The organism is Bradyrhizobium sp. JHI2711 (genome assembly GCF_056156565.1).
Genome location: NZ_JBPZPT010000001.1, coordinates 337,717 through 356,445, shown reverse-complemented (window position 1 = coordinate 356,445; position 18,729 = coordinate 337,717). Strand labels below are relative to the sequence as shown.

The window sequence follows — 18,729 nt, the reverse complement described above, 5'->3', positions numbered from 1 at the left end:
GAGTTGTCATGGCAGCACTGAGCATTCGCGCCCTGTCCAAGCGTTACGCCAATCTGGAGGTGCTGAAGGACATCGCGCTCGACATCGAGAGCGGCGAGTTCACCGTGCTGGTCGGCCCGTCCGGCTGCGGCAAGTCCACCCTGCTCAACATCGTCGCCGGGCTCGACCGCCCGAGCGCGGGAACGATCGAAATCGGCGGCCGCGTGGTCAATGACGTCGCGCCGAAGGACCGCGACATCGCCATGGTGTTCCAGTCCTACGCGCTCTATCCCTCGATGACCGTGCGCCAGAACATCACCTTCGGCATGGAATGCCGTCACGTTCCCAAAGCCGAGCAGGACGCTGCGGTCGGCCACGTCGCAAAACTGCTCCAGATCGAGCCGCTGCTCGGCCGCAAGCCCTCGCAATTGTCCGGCGGCCAGCGCCAGCGAGTGGCGATGGGACGCGCGCTGGTGCGCAATCCCCTGCTCTTCCTGTTCGACGAACCGCTCTCCAATCTCGATGCCAAGCTGCGCGTCGAGATGCGGATGGAGATCAAGCGCCTGCACCAGCGCATCGGCGCCACCATCGTCTACGTCACCCACGACCAGATCGAGGCGATGACGATGGCGACGCGGATCGCCGTGATGCATCAGGGCAGCGTGCAGCAATTCGCCGATCCCGACACCGTGTACCGCTATCCCGCCAATCTGTTCGTCGCACGCTTCATGGGCTCGCCGCCGATGAACACCATGCCGGCGCGGCTCGAGGCCGAAAATGACGGTCCGGTCGTCGTGATCGGCGCGGGACGGCCCGACGAGCTTCGTCTGCGCCTGAGGGGATATGACGCCGCAGCACCCTTTGTCGGGCGCAAGGTGGTGTTCGGAATCAGGCCGGAATGCATCGCTGAGGGGAGCCGCACGTTTTCCAGCGAAGCGCCTGTCCTCGTCGAGGCGCCGGTGGAGCTGGTCGAGCCCACCGGCGCCGAGACGATGGTGCTCCTGCGGCTCGGCGGCGAGCCCGCGATGGCACGAGTCTCGCCGGATATCCGCCCCGCGCCCGGCACGTCCGCCGCCTTCGCGCTCGACACCCGCCGCATTTGCCTGTTCGACCCCGAGACGGAGCGCCTGATCGCATGACGAAGACGACCTATTCCAGCCTAGCCGGCAGCGTGGTGCTGATCACCGGAGGCGCCAGCGGCATCGGCGCCGCCTTCGTCCGGGCCTTCGCGGGCCAAGGCGCCCGGGTCGCCTTCTTCGACATCGATAAGGACGCCGGCGAAGCCCTGGTGCGGGAAATAGCGGCCTCGTCCGGGCCTGCGCCGCTGTTCGTGCCCTGCGATCTCCTCGACATCGATGCCCTGCGCAGCGCGATGGCAGAAGCCCGCCGCTCGCTTGGCGACGCCACCGTTCTCGTCAACAACGCCGCCAACGATCAGCGCCAGGCTCTCGCCGAGGTCACGCCGTCCGAGTTCGACTGGATGATCGGCGTCAATCTCAAGCACGTCTTCTTCGCGGCGCAAGCGGTGGTGCCACAGATGCAGGCGCGCGGCGGCGGCTCGATCATCAACATGTCGTCGATCGCCTGGATGCGCGGCGCGCCGGCACTGCCGGTCTACGCCGCGGCGAAAGCGGCGATCGTCGGCTTCACCAACTCGCTGGCGCGCTCCGTCGGTCCCGACCGCATTCGCGTCAACGCGATCGCGCCGGGCATGGTCATCACCGAGCGCCAGCGCAGGCTGTGGTATCCGGACGATCGGGTCATCGCCGAGATACGCTCGCGCCAGGCGGTGCCCGATGCGGTAACGCCCGAAGACATTGCCAATATGGCACTGTTCCTCGCCTCCGACGAAAGCCAGCGCATCACCAGCCAGTGTTTCAGGGTTGATGGCGGACTCGCCTAGGCCGGTGCGCATAAGACCGTTCGAGTGCCCTTTGCTTAGCCCTACGTGACGTTCGACAATAGTGATTGGAACTAGGAAACCTTGGGAGGTTCGCGCGTTTAGGGGCCGGAGCAAGCCGTGGAGGAGAAGCATGCGAACAGCAATTCTCGCATTGATTGTAGTTGCCGGAAGCGCAATGAGCTTCCAAGCAACGGCCCAACAGCAAAAGGCCGCACCCAGTGAGCAAACCAAGGAGGAGATGAAGCGCGACGTGGACCGGGAGCTCAAGGCTGGCCAGCCCAACGAGCAGATGCAGCGCGATGCGGACAAAGGGATCAAGACCCGCAACTCCGGAGAGTCCGGATACGTGGCCGATCAAGACAAGCCGGCCGCTTCGGCGCATCCTCCGGGCCGACCGGGAAGTGAGCAGACCACGGGTTCGGGTAGCCAGACCGGCACTCCGAAATAGAACACTCGGCCTGCTCTGCGTCTACGGCGAGTTGCGCGGGCGCCGGAAGTGGCCAATTCACGGGTCGCATGCGGTCCCGGGTTAGCGGGTCGTCCGCCTGGTTGCCGCCCAAATGTCCTCCCGGGGTCAGTATGTCGCGCTCAGTGTACGCGTGGAGCGAGACCCCGGGGGCAAGTGCGGGCCGTCATAGGGCGCACAAGCGCCAGTCGAGGCAAGGACGGCCTCCGCGTTCTGTCCACCGCCGATAGCCGACATCCAAGCTGCCTCAAATTATCCGGCTAAGGGCCACGGTGCGACCTGGAGCGGGATGTTACTCTATGAACAGCAGTCCCCTCTTCTTATCGCCGTCAAACGTATTTACAGCGTCGAACAGCCGCTTCCGTTCGACTAGCCACGGCTGGAAATCGAAATTGACATCGAGCACGAAAACGAGGTCTTCGGCTTCGAAATAGCCCCCAATTGGGGAATGGTGTCCACTACCAGCACCAAAAATATGAGCGCGATCGAAATTCACGATGTAGCGTCGCCGCGGATCGTTGGAGCGACGGAGATGCTCCAGAAACTCATTTTCGCTGAGATCGCGCAAGACAGTAACTTTCCGGCTGGTGTTGGACTGGGCGATGTTGGCCAGTTCGTCAAGCGTGAGCCCCATGATGCATACGCCTGTCCAGCAACTCCACGTCCCGGCCAACACCTTGCCTTCCGTCCTTGCCGCCTCGCCAAGGGACCGATACGCATTTGCAACAGCGGCAGGTCCGCAGCGAGAGCCATTTGACTGCCAATCAACGTGTCCTTCAAATGTTGCTGCCACGGGCAGGTGCCACGCACGCTCAATAAGCTCCGGAGTACGTGTGACCGATGAGGCTATGGCTTCTGATGGCACGTGCGATTGATTGACCACCAGGGCTCCGGCACACACCAGACTCAGGGCAATCACCAAGCTACTGATGCTTACGCGGTGCCATCGCTTCATGGATCGGAACCTTGGCGGCAATGACGACTTAGGCGCGCAAATTATACTCGGAAGCCGGAGAGCGCGAAGAAGATACCTGTCCGCGTTCGTCCGGGCTGAAAATGCGAACATAATCTCCGACAGGACGACCCGAGTTCTTCTTTGGGTCGAACAGGAAAGTGACAGCCAATCGGACCCTTTCCGCGGCATCCCCGAGATGTATCAGCGTCGAGATCTCAGTGCTAGACTTCCTGCTCCTACCGATTAGGAGGACGAACATGCCCGATAGCGTCTACAAGGTCATTGAACTGGTCGGTACTAGCAGCGACTCATGGGAGAAGGCGGCCGCTAACGCAGTCGAGCAAGCTGCTAAATCTCTCCGAGATCTCCGCATTGCAGAAGTCGTCAAGCTCGATATGCAACTGGATGACAAGGGAAAAGTTGAGGCCTATCGCGCCAAGCTCAACGTATCGTTCAAGTTCGAGGGCTCCTGAGCCTCAGCACCTCGCCGCTTCGGGCGAGGACGGCTCATTGGACAGGCGCGTTGCGGTCCGCCAGCCGGACGCTGTGGCCCATCCCGGAAGTTGGCACTAGTCCGAGCGGGACCGAAATGCTTTGATGCGCAGGAGCGTATGGCGCGTGGTGGCCCCATGTACATGGTCATTCGCAAGTACAGCAAGGTTCGTTCGGTCGCGGACGCCGCTCGTCGCGCCAAGAGCGGCGTTGGTGAGATCCTAAGACAATCGCAGGGATTCAAATCTTACCATGTGCTGGATGCGGGCGACGGTGTCGGTATCGCGGTGATGATATTTGACGACCGCGAAAGCGCCAACGCAGCGAACGCCAAGATACTGGCATTTGTTCAAGCCAGTCTACCGGACCTCGAACTTGGAGTTCCTGAAATCGCTGCCGGCGAGGTTTTGGTGAACATAGAGCCCAATGGGTCCTCGGGCATCAAGTAGCCGAAAACGCTGCCTGTTGCATGGCCCGCCGCCCGCTGATCGTGCAGTCTACCCGACCTGCATCGCGTTTGCGGCGGTCGCGCCCCGGCACCGGCATATGCCGGCCAAGAATCTGGCGACTGCGCCAATTTTCGAGGAGCACAATGCCATGAAGCAACACACCTCCGAAGCATTTTCCACCACAGCCAGGAAACTGCTCATGCGGATGCGCATCGTGATGCCACCCAGGGACCCCGATGAAGACGAGGAGGATGAAGACGAGGAGGACGAAGACGAGGATGAGCAAGATGATGCCGACGAACCGGCGGTCGTGCGCGAGCCGGACGAAGACTAGACTAGCCGGTGTCTGGCAGTCGCCGTTATACTATCTCTGATGGGCTGGGATGCGAAAGACATAGCGCTTCTCAAAAGGCTCTGGTCCGCGGGGCAGAGCGCGGCGCAGATTGCGCGCCATCTCGGCTGCAGTCGTAACGCGGTATGCGGTATGCTGAACCGTCTGGGCCTGAAGCGCGGCCACAAGCCGCCCACAGCGCAGCCCCAGATAAGGCCGGCCCCGAAGCTGAGGCCGTCGTCGGCCGCCTGCGCCCGTCCCATCGCGCGGAGGGTGTCGCCGAGTACAGCAGAGAGGGAGCTGCCAAAGGAATTCAGCCGGCAGCAGCTTTACGCCATTCTGGCTGAGGCGGTCAGAAACACTGGTTAAGAGCTCACCACGAACGTCCTTGCCCTCCCGTCCATGTCGGCCGCGTCGTTACTTTGCAAATAAGCGTCGGCCACCCGCGAGACAGAAACAGGGCCCACCTCACACGCATACGTTGATGGAACCGGGTTTTAGCTCGCGTTGTTTCGGCTCGGGGTCGTCACAGCCACGTCGCTATAGAGAAGCCCTGTATACGGGAGTATAGTCGCCAAAGGCATATTCCCGATCGATCTTGATCGGCTCCGGGGGGACGCGATCCGGCACGAGAAATCTGTCGATTGATCCATCACGCGTGAGCAAGAGATGATCATGCAACATGCGATTGAAGTGCCGTCGGTCGCCCTCGATTCGAATGAGTGCAAGCGCCCCGAGGAGGCACTGCGCGAGAGCGAGGAGCGCTTTCGCACGCTGGTGCAATTCTCCTTCGATGTGTACTGGGAAACGGACGCGGAGCATCGCTTCATCCGCCAGGAGTTCGCCGAGACGCTTCCCGAGCCGCCTGTCTCCGAGATCGGCAGGACACGATGGGAGGTCCCGTATCTCGAACCTGACGCAGATGGCTGGCGCAAACACCGGGAGATACTCGACGCTCACCTCCCGTTTCGCGATTTCGAGCTCGCGCGGCCGATGCCCGACGGCGGCAAGCGCTATATTTCCGTCTCTGGGCTGCCCATCTTTGACAAGACAGGGAACTTCGTGGGTTACCGAGGTGTGGGGCGCCACATCACGGAGCGCAAGCGCGCCGAACAGGCGCTGATCGAGAGCGAGGCCCGTTTCCGTACCTTCGTGGACCACGCGACCGATACGTTCATGCTGCACAGTGAAGATGGTCACGTTCTCGATGTGAATCGGAATGCCTGCGAAAGTCTCGGCTACAGCCGGACCGAACTGGTTGGGGCAACTGCGGCCTTGTTCGATCTGGAGATGGATGAAGCGACTTGGCGTCGCAACCGCGAGCGTCTCAAGGCCGGCGGCATCGCTACGCTCGAGAGGCGCTATTGCCGAAAGGATGGCACTGTGTTTCCCGTCGAAGTTCGTATGCGCGAGTTCTGCGAAGTCGGACAGTCACGAATCATTTGTCTGAGCCGCGACATCACCGAACGCAAGCGAACCGCCGAGACGTTCCGCGAGATGCAAGCTGAACTAACACACGCCAATCGCGCGGCGGCAATGGGCCAGGTCACGGCTTCGGTGACACACGAACTAAGCCAACCAATCACCGCGGTGCTCTGCAACGCAGAGGCCGCACTGAACTGGCTAGGAACACAATCTCCGAATTTCGAAAAGGCACAGCAGGCGCTCGTATCCATCGTCACAGAAGCCAAGCGAGGCGGCGAGATCATCAGTTGGATCCGTTCCTTGATCAAGAAAGCTCCGGCGCCGAAGGAGAGCGTCGATGTCAATGGTGCAATCCTGGACGTGATCACCATCGCCCGTAGCGAGCTGCTCAAACATGATGTCTCGATCCAGACCGACCTCGCTCCGGGCTTGCCGCTCGTGAAGGGCTATCGCGTTCAGCTGCAACAGGTGGTTCTCAATTTGATCCTCAACGCGATCGAGGCAATGAACTGCGTCGACGTTGGCGGACGAGAGCTGCGGATCAGCACGGCTGCGGATGCTTCAAATCGCGTTGTTGTCGCCGTACGGGATACCGGACCTGGACTTGACGTCGCAATCGTTGACCGCCTGTTCGAGCCCTTCTACACCACCAAGCCGGACGGGACCGGCATGGGCTTGTCGATTTGCCAATCGATCATCGAGGCTCACGGAGGACGACTTTGGACTGGTGCGAATGAACCACGGGGGGCGGTGTTTCACTTTAGTCTGCCTTCGCAACAGGAGTGATCCACGTCGCTTTAGCGTAACTCACGCCTTCGCTGTTGCGTTTCTTGGCGTCTGGTCTTTGAGGGCAGCTCACGCTTTGGAGGGGGCAGCTCAAGCAGCCTTTTTGAAACACCCTAGCTCGTTCGCCGGCCCTGGCGCATCGTTGCGAGCACGATGTCGGCGGCGAGCACGCTCGGCGATGTGTTGCCGGTCGACATGATCTGATCGAGCCTGGCGAAGGCCTCGACCTGCTGCCGGCGCAGCGGAGACTCCGTCAGCACGTCCCGAAGCGCCGGCGCCAGCTTCTCCGGCGTGCATTCCTCCTGCAAATACTCGGGAATGACATCCTTGCCGATCACGAGATTGGCAAGGATCACCGAGGAGACACGGATCGCGCGTCGCAGGATGAACGCCTCGATCGCGCCGACGCGATAGGCCGTCACCATCGGAATGCCCGACAGCGCGAGCTCGAGCGTCACCGTGCCGGATTTCGCCAGCGCGGCCTGAGCGATGCGGAAGGCCGCACGCCGCTCGTTCTCGCCGATCACGATCTGAGGCTTGACCGGCCAGCTCGCGATGCCTTCGCGGATGGTGGCTTCGAGATGCGGCATGGTCGGCAGCATCAGTTCGAACGCACAGCCCTCACCCCTTAAGCGGCCGAGCGTTGCGCCGAACACGTCGAGATGATGCCTGACCTCGCTGCGGCGGCTGCCGGGCAGCACCAGCAGCACCGGCGGCTCACTGTCGCGGCGCGCCTGCTCCTCCGCACTCGGCCGCAGCGAGCCCAATTGCTCGATCAGGGGATGGCCGACATAGCTGCAGGGCGGCCCGCCGAGCTTGCGGTATTCCTCGGGCTCGAACGGCAGCAGGCCGAGCACGTGGTCGACATAGCCGAGCATGGTCCGCGCCCGTCCTGGCCGCCATGCCCAGAGCTGCGGCGAGACGTAGTCGACGATCGGGATCGCGGGATTGCGCGCGCGCACGCGGCGGGCGACGCGATGGGTGAAGTCGGGGCTGTCGATGATGACGAGCACGTCGGGCGCGGCCTCGGTCACTGCGTCGGCGGTCTGCCGGATCAGCCGCAGGATCTTCGGCAATTGCTGCAGCACCGCGGCAAACCCGACGATCGAGAGCTCCTCAATCGGAAACAGCGATTCCAGGCCCTCGCGCGCCATGGTGCGGCCGCCGACCCCGACGAACTGCACGCCGTCGCCGAGGCGCTGGCGCAGCACCTTCATCAAGGCGCTGCCGAGCCTGTCGCCGGACTCCTCCGTCGCGATCAGGAAGATCTTGCGCTTGGGATCACGCGACATCACGCGGGCAGGCCGATGACGAAGAGATATTTGGCATCGGCAAGCGCGATCATGGCCTGCGGCTCGGCGGCGATGGTGTTGCCCGCGATGACGGCGATGCCGGCAAGGCCGGCAGCCGCGACGCCCTCGATGGTGCGCGGACCGATCGTCGGCAGGTCGAAGCGCAGGTCCTGGCCGCTCTTCGGCGCCTTCACCAGCACACCGCGTCCGGTGGCGGCGCGGATGCGGCCCTCCTCGCGCAGCCTCGCGACGCGGGCGAGCAGCGAGTCGGTGCCCTCGATGTCCTCGACCGCCACCACGTGGCCATCGATCACGACCACGGCCTGGCCGATGTCGAACGGACCGAGTGCGGTCAGCACCGCCCGGCCGCGCGCGATGTCGGCCTTGCTGGCATCGCTCGGCCAGGCGCGGCTGATGCAGCCCTCGGGCATCAGGAGATCCGGCGCAACGTCCTTGATGCCGACCATCCGGAAGCCGTCCTGCTCGAGGATGCGGCCGACACCCGACAGCAGATGATCGTCGCCGCCGCGGAAGGCGCGGATGACATTGCCGAGCAGGCGCAGCGTCGTGAAGTCGAACCGGATCTCGGACAGCGAAGGCCGCACCAACGTGCCGATGAAGATCAGGTCGCGGCAGCCCTCCTCGCGGAACAGCCGCATCGCGCGTCCGAGCTGGCCGACGGAGATCCAGCGATGCCGGAACTTCTCCACTCGCTGGGGATCGCAGGCCCCGCGCAGCGGAAACAGCACCGGCGTGATGCCGTGCGCGGCGAGCGACTCGGCGACCGCGAACGGCATGGCACCGCCGCCGGCGACGATGCCGACCGGTGACGAAACCTGCAAAGCCGCCGATGTCGTGCCCGCGGCCATCCCAAGATCACTCCAAGATCATTTCAAGATCACTTCGCGATGGCGGGAAGACAGAGCGGGCGCTTGCCCTTGCCGATGAAGTCGAGGATTTCGGCAATCGCGGGGTCCTCGCCCGCGAGCGGCCGCGCCGCCTCCAGCCGCTCGGCGAAGGTGCCGGCGCCATGGAATAGCTTCTGGTAGAACGCACGTACGGTGGCAAGCCGCTGCTTGGTGAACTTGCGACGCTTCATGCCGATCAGGTTGAGACTCTCCAATACCGCATATTGGCCGTTGACCAATCCATACGGAATGATGTCGTCGCGTACGCCACACACCCCGCCGACCATGACGTAGGGCCCGATGCGGGTGAACTGGTGCACGGCGGACAGGCCACCGATGTAAACGGCATCGCCGATCTCGCAATGACCGCCGAGCGTTGCCGAGGTCGCGAAGATCACGTTGTCGCCGACCATGCAGTCGTGGCCGACATGGCTATTGTTCATGAAATAACCGCCGTTGCCGACGCGCGTCAGCCCGCCACCCTTGGTCGTGCCGACATTCATCGTCGCACCTTCTCGGATGGTGCAGCCAGACCCGATCTCGAGCCGGGTCGGCTCTCCCTTATAGCTGAGATCCTGCGGGGCGCCGCCGAGCACAACGAACGGCGAGATCACGCAGCCATCGCCGAGCGAGGTATGGCCAATGACAGTGACTTGCCCGATCAGCTTGCAGTTCGCGCCGATGACGACGTTCGGGCCGATGATGCAATAGGGTCCGATCTCGGTGCCCTCGCCGATCACGGCGCCGTCCGCGATCCGCGCGGTGGGATCAATCTTGCTCATCAAGCCAATCTTACTCGTCAAGAAGGTCGGGTTATGTATTGAAGTCGCTCGGTTTTCGGCTGGTTAGCGCGACTATGCCCGATCTGTCCAGTGACGTATCATCTCGCCGTGTTTCAAGTGCCGGATGAGGCGGCCTTCCCGTCCCGTCGTCAGGTTCATGCGGAGCTTCAACGATCGTGGTCAGGGCCCTGATCCTTCTGCTGGCGCAGCTCGCGGATACTCCGATCGTGTCGGAGGCGGTCGAGACCGGCGAACACCGCCTGGTCGATCTCCGGACATTCGAGTGCCGGGACATCACCCGCAGCACGGTGCTTCAGCGGGTCTGTTACGATCGCGCGCAGCAGGACCTGATCGTCGCGAGCAACGGCGCCTATCACCGCTATTGCGGCGTGACGGCCGACACCGTCGAGCGCCTCCTCGGCGCGCCGTCCATGGGCCAGTTCTTCAACCGGACTATCAGGCGGGAGGCGGCCGGCAGCCGCTACGATTGCACCTGAGCCCAGTGCCGCTCAATCGGTCAGCATGGCGCCGACGTCGGCTTCGGCGACGACCTGACCGTTGACCTTTGCATCGCCGTGAAACCACCACATGGTCTTGCGGCGGCCGAGCGAGCGCATGTGATACTCGATCGTGTCGCCCGGCAGTACCGGCTTGCGAAACTTGCACTTGTCGATGGTGAGGAAATAGACCGCCCGCGGCTTCTCGGTGCCCTCGACCGACTTGATGCCGATCACGCCCGCGGTCTGCGCCATCGCCTCGATCATCATGACGCCGGGATAGACCGGACGCTCGGGGAAATGTCCCTGGAACGCCGGCTCGTTGAAGGTGACGTTCTTGATGCCGATGCCGCTGTAATCGGCGCGGATGTTGATCACGCGGTCGATCAGCAGCATCGGAAAGCGGTGCGGCAGTGTCTGGAGGATCGCGTTGATGTCCACCAGCTCGAACTTAACAGGTGATTCCGCCGTCATTCCCGTCCCTCGTCCTTCGGATCGGCCTTGCTGTCGCGTACCAGCCGCTCCACCGCGATGATCTCCTTGAACCATTGCTTGGTCGGCTTGGCGAAGTGCCCGCCCCAGCGGCCGCCCGGCGGGATGTCGTCCTTGACCGCGCTCATCGCCGTCACCTGCGCCCCGTCGCCGATCTTGAGGTGATTGTTGATGCCAACCTTCGCTCCGAGCGCCACGTTGTCGCCGATGGTCAGGCTGCCGGCGAGCCCGATCTGGGCCGCGAGCAGGCAGTGCCGGCCGATCGTCACATTGTGGCCAATCTGGACCTGATTGTCGATTTTGGTCCCCTCGCCGATCACGGTGTCACGCAAGGACCCGCGGTCGATCGTGGTGTTGGCCCCGACCTCGACGTCGTTCTGGATCAGCACGCGCCCGGTCTGCGGCACCTTCAGATGGCCCTCCGGGCCGAAGAAGATGAAGCCGTAGCCGTCCTGGCCGATCGAGCAGCCGGGATGGATCAGCACGTTGTTGCCGATCAGGGCGCACTGGATAGCGGTCCGGGCGCCGACATTGCAATCCCGGCCGATCTTGACGCCGGGACCGATCACCGCCCCGACGCCAATCACAGTGCCACTGCCGATCTCGACGTCCGGGCCGATCACGGCCAGGGGGTCGACGACCACGCCGTCCTCGAGCCGGGCCGTGGGATCGATGATGGCCGATGGCGCGATACCGTCGTTGCCGACCCAGGATTGCGGCCGCAGCGCGTCGGCGTGCCATTCCCGCGCGATCCGGACAAAGGCGCGGAATGGCTGCGCCACCCGCAGCACGGCCACATGTTCGGGCACCTCGGCCTCGAAGCGCGGACTGACCAGACAGGCCCCCGCCTTGGTCGCCCTAAGCTGATCGGCGTATTTGAGGTTGTCGAAGAACGCCAGATGCATCGGGCCAGCTTCGTCGAGCGAAGCAAGGCCCGTGATGACGTGGCCGCCCCTCGCGGGGTCGACCAGCTGCGCCTTTGTCAGCGTGGCAATGTCGGCCAACGCTGCGGCAGGCGGCTTTGTGAAGAAGATCGGCTGCGCCATTCCACCCCGTCGCGGTCCGGCTTCGGCATGAAGCGGTCAGGCCGCATCATGCCTCATGTCCTGGATCGGCACGATCCCTTTCCGAAACCGGTTCCGGTGATCCGGATCGTGCCGTGCTGATCGAATTAGAACGTGGTGCCGCCGCCGAACCGGAATTCCTGCGTGCGGTCGTACTTGCCCTTGCTGAGCGGCACGGCGTAGTCGAAGCGCAGCGGTCCGAACGGCGACTGCCAGATCACGCCGACACCGACCGACGAGCGAACGACCTTGCTGTCGTCATAGACGAGACCGGTGCAGGTCCCCGTGCTCGAGGGATTGATGCTCGACGGGATACATCCCGGCGCATTGACCTCGTTGGTGGTGGTCCAGCTCGTCGGTCCCTTGTAGTCGTAGAGGCCGCCGGCGTCGGCATAGACGGCGCCCTTCAGACCCACTTCCTTGGGCAGGAACCAGAACGGCATCTGCAATTCGAACGAAGCACCCCAATACTGGGTGCCACCGAGCGCATCCTGCGTGCCGAACGGGTTCAAGTCGCGCGGACCGATGCCGTTCGGGGCGAAGCCGCGGACGAGGTTCGGGCCCATCTGGAAGTGGTCGAGCATGCGCAGATCGGTGCCGATCTTGTTCAGCATGCCGCCTTGCAAGCGGACGAGGCCGACGATGTCGGAGACGAGCGGAGTGTAGTACTTCGCGTCGACGACCGACTTCAGATAGGAGACGTCGCCGCCGACGCCGGCGAAGTCCTGCCGGAAGTCGACGAGCAGACCGTCGGTCGGGTTCTTGTTGTTGTCCAGCGTGTTGTAGGTCAGCGTGTAGCCGAGCGCCGAAGTCAGCGTCTTGCCGTTGGCGAGCTCCTTGCGCACCGGCAGCGAGGCTTCGCCATCGTTGTAGCAGCCGAGGCCGTTGGTGGACGGATCCAGAGGTATACCGGTGGCAGCAGAGAAGGCCGGGCTGGGATTGAAGGCCGCCGAACCAACCACGTTGTTACAGTTCGCCAGGTAGCCCGGCAGGGTGATTTCCTGCCGATAGATCGAGTAGCGCACCTGGAGCGAGAGATCTTCACGCAAGGAGAAGCCGAGGCGCGGCGAGAAGCCGAGCGTCTTGGTGCCGTAGGAGATGTAGCTGTTGGACTTCTGCTCACGCTGATAGAGGTCGAGGCCGAGCGCGACGCGGTAGTCGAGCAGGTACGGCTCGACGAACGACAGCGAGTAGCCGCGCGCATACTGGCCATAGGTCACCGCAGCCTTGGCGAACAGGCCGCGACCGAGCAGGTTGCGCTCGGAGATCGAGACTTCGGCCAGCGCGCCGTCGGTGGTGGAGTAACCGCCCGAGACCGAGAAGTCGCCGGTCGACTTTTCTTCCATGTCGACGATCAGGATGACGCGGTCACTCGACGAGCCCGGCTCGGTCGTGATCTTCACGCTCTTGAAATAGTCGAGGTTCTTCAGCCGCCGCTCGGCACGGTCGACCAGCGCGCGGTTGTAGGCGTCGCCTTCCGAGATGTCGAACTCGCGGCGGATCACGTAGTCGCGCGTGCGGGTGTTGCCGCGCAGGTTGATGCGCTCAATATAAGTGCGCGGGCCCTCGTCGATGTTGAACACGACGGACACGGTGTGCGCTTCGAAGTTGCGATCGCCGCCGGGCCGGACCACGGCAAAGGCATAGCCGCGGCGGGAGGCTTCGATCTGCATCTCCTCGACCGACTTCTCGACCAATTCGACGTTGTAGAGCGAGCCGACATTGAGGCGCGAATAGGCGCGCATCGAGCTCGGATCGAAGTTTGGAATGCTGCTGCGGAAATCCACCGCGCCGACGCGGTATTGCTGACCTTCCTCGATCTTGAAGGTGACGTTGAAGCCCTTCTTCTCCGGATCGTACTCGGTCAGCGCCGCGACGACCTGCACGTCCGCGAAGCCGTTCTTGAGGTAGAATCGGCGGATCAGGTCGCGATCGGCTTCGACGCGGTCGGGATCGTAGACGTCACCGCTGCCGAGGAAGCTCAGCAGATTCGTCTCGCGCGTCTTGATCACGTCGCGGAGGCGGTAGGACGAGAAGGCATTGTTGCCGACGAACTCGATCGACCGGACGCCGGTCTTGACGCCCTCCTCGACCGTGAAGATCAGGTCGACGCGGTTGTTCGGCTGCTCGATGATCTCGGGCGTGACGCGCACGTCGTAGCGGCCGGAGCGGCGATAGATTTCGGCGATACGGAGCGTGTCCGACTGCACCATGGCGCGGGAGAAGGTGCCGCGCGCCTTGGACTGGACTTCAGCAGTGAGCTGCTCGTCCTTGATCTTCTTGTTGCCCTCGAAGGCGATACGGCCGATCACCGGGTTTTCCACCACGGAGACGATGAGCTGGCCGCCGGAACCGCGGTTGATCCTGACGTCCTGGAACAGGCCGGTCTCGATCAACGCCTTGAGGCCGTCGTCGATGGCGGCCTGATCCAGCCGGCCGCCGGGACCCGGCTTGAAATAGGAGCGGATCGTCTCCACCTCGACGCGGCGATTCCCTTCGACGGAAATCGACTGAACGGTCTGGGCGAGCGCAGACGAAGACACGAAAACAGCCCCAACCGGGGCAACCACCGGCGCGCCGAACAAGATCAGGGTCGCGAGCAAGCCCCCCCGGAGTCGCAGTCCAAACTTCATCGCGCAACGCGCCCTTATCATTCCCTGCCAGACCCAACCCCAACGCCGGTCCGGAGATTCCCCAAGTTCAGGCCGCTTGTAGCCAATTTCGCCGACGCCGCAAACGGCCGAAAGCGCCGTAATTTCAATTTCATTCCAAGACGTTGCTCAACAGCAACGCCACAAAAAAGCCCCTATCAGGAAGCTGCCATCCGCAGGATGTCGTTGTAGGTCGCAAACACCATCAACATCAGCACCAGGCCAAGCCCGATTCGGAACCCCATTTCCTGGGTCCGCTCGGACAAAGGCCGGCCCCGGACCACCTCGGCCGCATAGAACATCAGGTGGCCGCCATCGAGCAGCGGGATCGGGAACAGGTTCAAAAGGCCGATCGACACCGACAGCACCGCGCAGAGATTGATCACGAACTGGAACCCAGCGCTGGCCGCCTGCCCCGACATTTTCGCGATTCCCAGGACGCCGCTGACCTCGTTCGGATTGCCCTGGCCGACGAACAGCGAGCCCAGGAACTTGAAAGTGCTGGTGATGATGAACCAGACCTGCTCGACGCCGATCTTGAGCGCTTCGCCGACGCCGACCGGGGTGGTCGAGGCCTCCCCGGCCTGCGACTTGTGCTCGATGCCGAGAACGCCGAGACGGTGGCTGTTGCCGAACGGGTCCTTGCGCTCCAGCAGCGCCGGGGTCGCGGTCAGCGAGACGACGGCGCCGTCGCGCTTCACCTGGAAGGTAAGAGCCGAACCGGCGTTCATCGCAACGATTCGCTGCATGTCGGCAAAGCTCTCGATCGGCTTGCCGTCGATCTGGATGACGACGTCGCCCACCTTGAAGCCGGCGGCAGCCGCCGCGCCGTTGGCGACGACACCGTCGACCCGGGCGATCGTGCTGGGCTTGCCGTAATAGAGCGCCATTCCGGCGAAGATCAGCGCGCCCAGGATGAAATTGGCGATTGGTCCGGCCGCGACGATCGCCGCCCGGGGACCAACCTTCTTGTGGTGGAAGCTGCCGGCGCGCTCCTCGGCCGACATAGCCGCCAGCGTCTGGGCCGACGGGGTCGAGGCCTCGCTCTCGTCGCCGAAGAACTTGACGTAGCCGCCGAGCGGGATCGCCGAGATCTTCCAGCGGGTGCCATGGCGGTCGTTGAAGCCGACCAGCTCGGGGCCGAAGCCGAGCGAAAAGGTTAACACGCGTACGCCCGCCCAGCGCGCGACCAGGAAATGGCCGAGCTCGTGGAAGAACACGACAATGGTCAGGACGAACAGGAAGGGAACCGCGTAGCCGAGGAGCCCATGGCTCAACGTATTGAAACTATGGACGAAAAAGTCGATCATCGAATTCCCTCACCCAGCGCCGCAAGGCCCTGGTCCCGAACCAACTAGGATGCCTTTAAGGCAATTTGAGGCAATAGGGCGGCAGCCCTATTTCGCGCAACATGGTCAACAGAGATTGCATCGTCTGCGGAGGTCAGAGGCGCCTGGTTGCCGCCTTTGATCCAATCCTCAAGGGTCGCCTCGACCAGCCGGGCAATCGCACCGAACCGGATCTTGCCGCCGATGAAGGCGGCCACCGCGACCTCGTTGGCGGCATTGTAGACCGTGGTCGCGCCCTTCCCGGTCCGGAGCGATTCGTAGGCCAGCCGCAGTCCAGGGAAGCGCTCGAAGTCCGGCGCTTCGAAGGTCAGCTGGCCGATCTTGGCAAGGTCGAGCTTGGCCGCCGGGCCCTTGATGCGATCGGGCCAGCCGAGGCAATGGGCAATCGGCGTCCTCATGTCGGGCGCGCCGAGCTGGGCCACCACCGAGCGGTCGGAAAACTCGACCATGCCGTGAATGATCGACTGCGGATGAACCAGCACGTCGATCTCGTCCGGCGAGAGCGCGAACAGATAGGACGCCTCGATCACCTCGAGCCCCTTGTTCATCATGGAGGCCGAATCGATCGTGATCTTCTGGCCCATGCTCCAGTTCGGATGCTTCAGGGCCTGCTCGAGCGTCGCCTGCTCGATGTCGACAGGCTTCCAGGTCCGGAACGGGCCGCCGGACGCGGTGATGATGACGCGGACGAGCTCGTCCCGATTGCCTGAGCTCAGCGCCTGGAACAGCGCGTTGTGCTCGGAATCGGCCGGCAGGATGCAGGCGCCGGCTTTTGCCGCGCGCTGCATGAAGAAGTCGCCGGCGCAGACCAGGCACTCCTTGTTGGCGAGCGCGACATGCGCGCCGCGATCGACCGCGGCGAGCGCCGGCTTCAGCCCGGCAGCGCCGCTGACCGCCGCCATCACCCAGTCGGCCGGACGCGCGCCGGCCTCGATCACCGCGCTTTCGCCGGCGCCGCATTCGGTACTGGTGCCCGCGAGCGCAGCCTTGAGCTCGGCGAGCTTGGAGGTGTCGGCGATCGCGACATAGCGCGCATTGAATTCCTTGGCGAGCTTGGCGAGCGCTGCGACATTGCCGTTCGCCGTCAGCGCCTCGACACGGTAGCGCTCGGGCGAGGCGCGCAAGAGATCCATCGTGCTGTCGCCGATCGAGCCGGTGGCACCGAGGACCGTGACGCTGCGAATGTCGGACGCAGCAAGCCTGTTGTTACGCAAGGGAACGGCGCTCATATCTTCACCAAACCATAAGACCGCTTCCGGCGCTATGCACACCATGGCGGAAAAAGCCGATAAACCAGGCCGCCAGGATGGCGGCGACAAAACCGTCCAGGCGGTCCATAAGCCCGCCATGGCCGGGAATTAAGTGACCGGAATCCTTGACACCGAAGCGCCGCTTCACGGCGGATTCGAAGAGATCGCCGAGCTGCGACACCACCGACAGGACGGCGCCGACGAGCAGCAGCGGAACCAGCTTTCCGATCCCGCAGGCGGCGAAGCCGGCAGCGACCGCAAGGCTCGCCGCAAAGCCGCCGAGCGCGCCGGCCCAGGTCTTTTTCGGGCTCACGCGTGGCCATAATTTCGGGCCGCCGATGCTGCGTCCGGCGAAATAGCCGCCGATGTCGGTCGCCCACACCACGAGCAGCACGAACATCAGCGCGGAGAAGCCGTTGACGAGATCCTTGCGCACCAGGATCGAGGCCAGCAGCGCCGCCGCCGCATAGGCAAACCCGCTCGCCGCCCACAAGAACTTGCCCCGGGCGATCAGCGTCACGATGGCACCGCCAATGAGGCCGGTGACGACGGAGGTCTTGAGCGCGCCGAAAGCGACGGAGGCTCCCATCATGGCGATCACGACCGTCCCTGCCCCGGTCAGCGCGGCCGATGCTGCGCCCACCACCATCAGCCATTCCGCGAACAGCCCGATCGAGACCAGGGTGACAAGAAGCGCCCACAACCAGCCACCGGCATAGGCGATCGCGATGGCCAGCGGCGCCAGCACCAGCGCTGCGAGGACCCGCATCACCAGATTGCTCGGGGCAGGCTTGGCGCCCGCCGATGCAGGATCGGGTTCGTTCACGAGGCGGTCTTCGCAACCAGGCCGCCGAAACGGCGCTCGCGCCTGGCAAATTCGGCGATCGCGCTTTCCAGCGCCGCCTTGTCGAAGTCGGGCCAATGGATCGGCACGAACACGAGCTCGCTATAGGCGGCCTGCCACATCAGAAAGTTCGACAGGCGCTGCTCGCCGCTGGTGCGGATGATGAGATCAGGGTCCGGGATGTCGGGCGCATCGAGATGCGCGCCAAGCGTCTCGGCGTCGATCGTGGCAGGATCCCGCCTGCCCTCGGCGACCTCGCGGGCCAGCTTCTGCGCCGCCTTCGCAATCTCCTGCCGCGAGCCGTAGTTGAAGGCGACGACCAGCGTCAGGCGCGTGTTGTCGCGCGTCAGCTCCTCGGCCTCGTTCAGCAAGGCGCAGATGTCGCTCTCGAGCCCCTCGCGCTCGCCGATGATGCGGACCTTGACGCCGTCGCGATGCAGGCTCGCCAGGTCGTTGCGGATGAAGCGCCGCAGCAGGCCGAACAGGTCGCCGATCTCGCTTGCCGGGCGCGACCAGTTCTCCGACGAGAACGAGAAGATGGTGAGATAGCGGATGCCGAGCTCGTGCGAGGCGCGCACCACGCGGCGCAGCGCGTCGACGCCGCGGCGATGCCCTTCCGCACGCGGCAGACCGCGCGCGGCCGCCCAACGCCCGTTGCCGTCCATGATGATGGCGACATGCGCAGGCGCCTCGGACCTGTCGGGCCCTTCCGTTGCGGGCGCGGCGGCGTTGGACATGAAGGCGATGCCTTAAAGCATGATCCGGAAAAGTGCGAAGCGGTTTTCCGACAAGATCATGCGCGAACAATAGTCTA

20 protein-coding genes are annotated in these 18,729 nt (G+C 63.8%); 9 read left to right on the top strand and 11 right to left on the bottom strand.

What is annotated here, in order from left to right:
* Nucleotides 1–8: 8 nt before the first annotated feature.
* The 3 genes from ACTEK7_RS01720 to ACTEK7_RS01710 all read left to right on the top strand — a co-directional run bounded on the left by ACTEK7_RS01720 (nucleotide 9) and on the right by ACTEK7_RS01710 (nucleotide 2,330).
* Nucleotides 9–1,118 carry an ABC transporter ATP-binding protein gene (locus ACTEK7_RS01720; RefSeq protein WP_074447993.1) on the top strand — a complete coding sequence of 370 codons (1,110 nt, stop codon included), beginning with the start codon at nucleotides 9–11 and terminating at the stop codon, nucleotides 1,116–1,118.
* Complete coding sequence (locus ACTEK7_RS01715) at nucleotides 1,115–1,882, top strand: SDR family NAD(P)-dependent oxidoreductase (protein WP_225147138.1); 768 nt, start codon at nucleotides 1,115–1,117, stop codon at nucleotides 1,880–1,882. Before ACTEK7_RS01720 ends, ACTEK7_RS01715 begins: the two co-directional genes overlap by 4 nt.
* A 130-nt stretch (nucleotides 1,883–2,012) precedes the next feature.
* Nucleotides 2,013–2,330 (top strand): hypothetical protein, encoded by a 318-nt coding sequence (locus tag ACTEK7_RS01710; RefSeq protein ID WP_141697647.1) that lies wholly within the window; start codon nucleotides 2,013–2,015, stop codon nucleotides 2,328–2,330.
* Between the two features lie 310 nt (nucleotides 2,331–2,640).
* Here the strand turns inward: ACTEK7_RS01710 and ACTEK7_RS01705 are convergent, their stop codons facing one another.
* A complete protein-coding gene (locus ACTEK7_RS01705) occupies nucleotides 2,641–3,303 on the bottom strand; it encodes a phytochelatin synthase family protein (RefSeq protein WP_074447994.1) in 663 nt (220 codons plus the stop codon).
* Between the two features lie 257 nt (nucleotides 3,304–3,560).
* Here ACTEK7_RS01705 and ACTEK7_RS01700 point away from each other — a divergent pair, with 257 nt between their 5' ends.
* From ACTEK7_RS01700 to ACTEK7_RS01680, 5 genes are all read left to right on the top strand, one after another.
* Nucleotides 3,561–3,776: a dodecin family protein gene (locus ACTEK7_RS01700; RefSeq protein ID WP_035699963.1), complete on the top strand. Its 216-nt coding sequence runs from the start codon at nucleotides 3,561–3,563 to the stop codon at nucleotides 3,774–3,776.
* A 156-nt stretch (nucleotides 3,777–3,932) separates the two neighbouring features.
* The gene (locus ACTEK7_RS01695; protein ID WP_036009997.1) at nucleotides 3,933–4,244 is read left to right on the top strand and encodes a hypothetical protein; all 312 of its coding nucleotides are present in this window, start codon (nucleotides 3,933–3,935) and stop codon (nucleotides 4,242–4,244) included.
* Between the two features lie 148 nt (nucleotides 4,245–4,392).
* Nucleotides 4,393–4,578 carry a hypothetical protein gene (locus ACTEK7_RS01690; RefSeq protein ID WP_036025247.1) on the top strand — a complete coding sequence of 62 codons (186 nt, stop codon included), beginning with the start codon at nucleotides 4,393–4,395 and terminating at the stop codon, nucleotides 4,576–4,578.
* Between the two features lie 39 nt (nucleotides 4,579–4,617).
* The gene (locus ACTEK7_RS01685; protein WP_036010004.1) at nucleotides 4,618–4,944 is read left to right on the top strand and encodes a GcrA family cell cycle regulator; all 327 of its coding nucleotides are present in this window, start codon (nucleotides 4,618–4,620) and stop codon (nucleotides 4,942–4,944) included.
* A 300-nt stretch (nucleotides 4,945–5,244) separates the two neighbouring features.
* A complete protein-coding gene (locus ACTEK7_RS01680; protein WP_225147139.1) occupies nucleotides 5,245–6,786 on the top strand; it encodes a PAS domain-containing sensor histidine kinase in 1,542 nt (513 codons plus the stop codon).
* A gap of 113 nt (nucleotides 6,787–6,899) precedes the next feature.
* Here ACTEK7_RS01680 and lpxB read toward each other — a convergent pair whose 3' ends face one another.
* Genes lpxB through lpxA form a run of 3 tightly spaced genes read right to left on the bottom strand, consistent with a single transcriptional unit; the run spans nucleotide 6,900 to nucleotide 9,768 of the window.
* A complete protein-coding gene (lpxB, locus tag ACTEK7_RS01675) occupies nucleotides 6,900–8,078 on the bottom strand; it encodes a lipid-A-disaccharide synthase (protein WP_225147140.1) in 1,179 nt (392 codons plus the stop codon).
* A complete protein-coding gene (locus ACTEK7_RS01670; RefSeq protein WP_225147141.1) occupies nucleotides 8,078–8,947 on the bottom strand; it encodes an LpxI family protein in 870 nt (289 codons plus the stop codon). Before ACTEK7_RS01670 ends, lpxB begins: the two co-directional genes overlap by 1 nt.
* A gap of 29 nt (nucleotides 8,948–8,976) precedes the next feature.
* A complete protein-coding gene (gene lpxA, locus ACTEK7_RS01665; RefSeq protein ID WP_225125199.1) occupies nucleotides 8,977–9,768 on the bottom strand; it encodes an acyl-ACP--UDP-N-acetylglucosamine O-acyltransferase in 792 nt (263 codons plus the stop codon).
* A 176-nt stretch (nucleotides 9,769–9,944) separates the two neighbouring features.
* Here lpxA and ACTEK7_RS01660 point away from each other — a divergent pair, with 176 nt between their 5' ends.
* Nucleotides 9,945–10,265 carry a KTSC domain-containing protein gene (locus ACTEK7_RS01660; RefSeq protein ID WP_225147142.1) on the top strand — a complete coding sequence of 107 codons (321 nt, stop codon included), beginning with the start codon at nucleotides 9,945–9,947 and terminating at the stop codon, nucleotides 10,263–10,265.
* Between the two features lie 12 nt (nucleotides 10,266–10,277).
* On the opposite strand, the gene fabZ is transcribed toward ACTEK7_RS01660, so the two are convergent.
* The 7 genes from fabZ to ACTEK7_RS01625 all read right to left on the bottom strand — a co-directional run bounded on the left by fabZ (nucleotide 10,278) and on the right by ACTEK7_RS01625 (nucleotide 18,652).
* Complete coding sequence (gene fabZ / locus ACTEK7_RS01655; protein ID WP_036010015.1) at nucleotides 10,278–10,739, bottom strand: 3-hydroxyacyl-ACP dehydratase FabZ; 462 nt, start codon at nucleotides 10,737–10,739, stop codon at nucleotides 10,278–10,280.
* Nucleotides 10,736–11,803 carry a UDP-3-O-(3-hydroxymyristoyl)glucosamine N-acyltransferase gene (gene lpxD, locus ACTEK7_RS01650; protein ID WP_036010017.1) on the bottom strand — a complete coding sequence of 356 codons (1,068 nt, stop codon included), beginning with the start codon at nucleotides 11,801–11,803 and terminating at the stop codon, nucleotides 10,736–10,738. The genes fabZ and lpxD overlap by 4 nt, the downstream gene beginning before the upstream one ends.
* A 125-nt stretch (nucleotides 11,804–11,928) precedes the next feature.
* Nucleotides 11,929–14,454: an outer membrane protein assembly factor BamA gene (gene bamA, locus ACTEK7_RS01645; protein ID WP_036010019.1), complete on the bottom strand. Its 2,526-nt coding sequence runs from the start codon at nucleotides 14,452–14,454 to the stop codon at nucleotides 11,929–11,931.
* 176 nt (nucleotides 14,455–14,630) lie between these two features.
* Complete coding sequence (gene rseP / locus ACTEK7_RS01640) at nucleotides 14,631–15,782, bottom strand: RIP metalloprotease RseP (protein WP_036010021.1); 1,152 nt, start codon at nucleotides 15,780–15,782, stop codon at nucleotides 14,631–14,633.
* A gap of 44 nt (nucleotides 15,783–15,826) precedes the next feature.
* Nucleotides 15,827–17,050, bottom strand: coding sequence for a 1-deoxy-D-xylulose-5-phosphate reductoisomerase (dxr, locus tag ACTEK7_RS01635; RefSeq protein ID WP_036010023.1), 1,224 nt, complete (start codon nucleotides 17,048–17,050; stop codon nucleotides 15,827–15,829).
* Nucleotides 17,051–17,054: 4 nt separating this feature from the next.
* On the bottom strand, nucleotides 17,055–17,897 hold the full coding sequence (locus ACTEK7_RS01630) for a phosphatidate cytidylyltransferase (protein ID WP_225147143.1): 843 nt from the start codon (nucleotides 17,895–17,897) through the stop codon (nucleotides 17,055–17,057).
* Nucleotides 17,894–18,652 (bottom strand): isoprenyl transferase, encoded by a 759-nt coding sequence (locus tag ACTEK7_RS01625; RefSeq protein WP_036010029.1) that lies wholly within the window; start codon nucleotides 18,650–18,652, stop codon nucleotides 17,894–17,896. The genes ACTEK7_RS01630 and ACTEK7_RS01625 overlap by 4 nt, the downstream gene beginning before the upstream one ends.
* Between the last annotated feature and the right edge of the window lie 77 nt (nucleotides 18,653–18,729).

What these genes read in the sequence shown, in the direction of transcription:
- ACTEK7_RS01720 (WP_074447993.1), top strand. Translation starts at nt 9, where the DNA reads ATGGCAGCACTGAGCATTCGCGCCCTGTCCAAGCGTTACGCCAATCTG.
- ACTEK7_RS01715 (WP_225147138.1), top strand. Translation starts at nt 1,115, where the DNA reads ATGACGAAGACGACCTATTCCAGCCTAGCCGGCAGCGTGGTGCTGATC.
- lpxB (WP_225147140.1), bottom strand. Translation starts at nt 8,078, where the DNA reads ATGTCGCGTGATCCCAAGCGCAAGATCTTCCTGATCGCGACGGAGGAG.
- lpxD (WP_036010017.1), bottom strand. Translation starts at nt 11,803, where the DNA reads ATGGCGCAGCCGATCTTCTTCACAAAGCCGCCTGCCGCAGCGTTGGCC.
- lpxA (WP_225125199.1), bottom strand. Translation starts at nt 9,768, where the DNA reads ATGAGCAAGATTGATCCCACCGCGCGGATCGCGGACGGCGCCGTGATC.
- ACTEK7_RS01700 (WP_035699963.1), top strand. Translation starts at nt 3,561, where the DNA reads ATGCCCGATAGCGTCTACAAGGTCATTGAACTGGTCGGTACTAGCAGC.
- fabZ (WP_036010015.1), bottom strand. Translation starts at nt 10,739, where the DNA reads ATGACGGCGGAATCACCTGTTAAGTTCGAGCTGGTGGACATCAACGCG.
- ACTEK7_RS01690 (WP_036025247.1), top strand. Translation starts at nt 4,393, where the DNA reads ATGAAGCAACACACCTCCGAAGCATTTTCCACCACAGCCAGGAAACTG.
- dxr (WP_036010023.1), bottom strand. Translation starts at nt 17,050, where the DNA reads ATGAGCGCCGTTCCCTTGCGTAACAACAGGCTTGCTGCGTCCGACATT.
- bamA (WP_036010019.1), bottom strand. Translation starts at nt 14,454, where the DNA reads ATGAAGTTTGGACTGCGACTCCGGGGGGGCTTGCTCGCGACCCTGATC.
- ACTEK7_RS01710 (WP_141697647.1), top strand. Translation starts at nt 2,013, where the DNA reads ATGCGAACAGCAATTCTCGCATTGATTGTAGTTGCCGGAAGCGCAATG.
- ACTEK7_RS01625 (WP_036010029.1), bottom strand. Translation starts at nt 18,652, where the DNA reads ATGTCCAACGCCGCCGCGCCCGCAACGGAAGGGCCCGACAGGTCCGAG.
- ACTEK7_RS01670 (WP_225147141.1), bottom strand. Translation starts at nt 8,947, where the DNA reads ATGGCCGCGGGCACGACATCGGCGGCTTTGCAGGTTTCGTCACCGGTC.
- ACTEK7_RS01705 (WP_074447994.1), bottom strand. Translation starts at nt 3,303, where the DNA reads ATGAAGCGATGGCACCGCGTAAGCATCAGTAGCTTGGTGATTGCCCTG.
- ACTEK7_RS01680 (WP_225147139.1), top strand. Translation starts at nt 5,245, where the DNA reads ATGATCATGCAACATGCGATTGAAGTGCCGTCGGTCGCCCTCGATTCG.
- ACTEK7_RS01695 (WP_036009997.1), top strand. Translation starts at nt 3,933, where the DNA reads ATGTACATGGTCATTCGCAAGTACAGCAAGGTTCGTTCGGTCGCGGAC.
- ACTEK7_RS01685 (WP_036010004.1), top strand. Translation starts at nt 4,618, where the DNA reads ATGGGCTGGGATGCGAAAGACATAGCGCTTCTCAAAAGGCTCTGGTCC.
- rseP (WP_036010021.1), bottom strand. Translation starts at nt 15,782, where the DNA reads ATGATCGACTTTTTCGTCCATAGTTTCAATACGTTGAGCCATGGGCTC.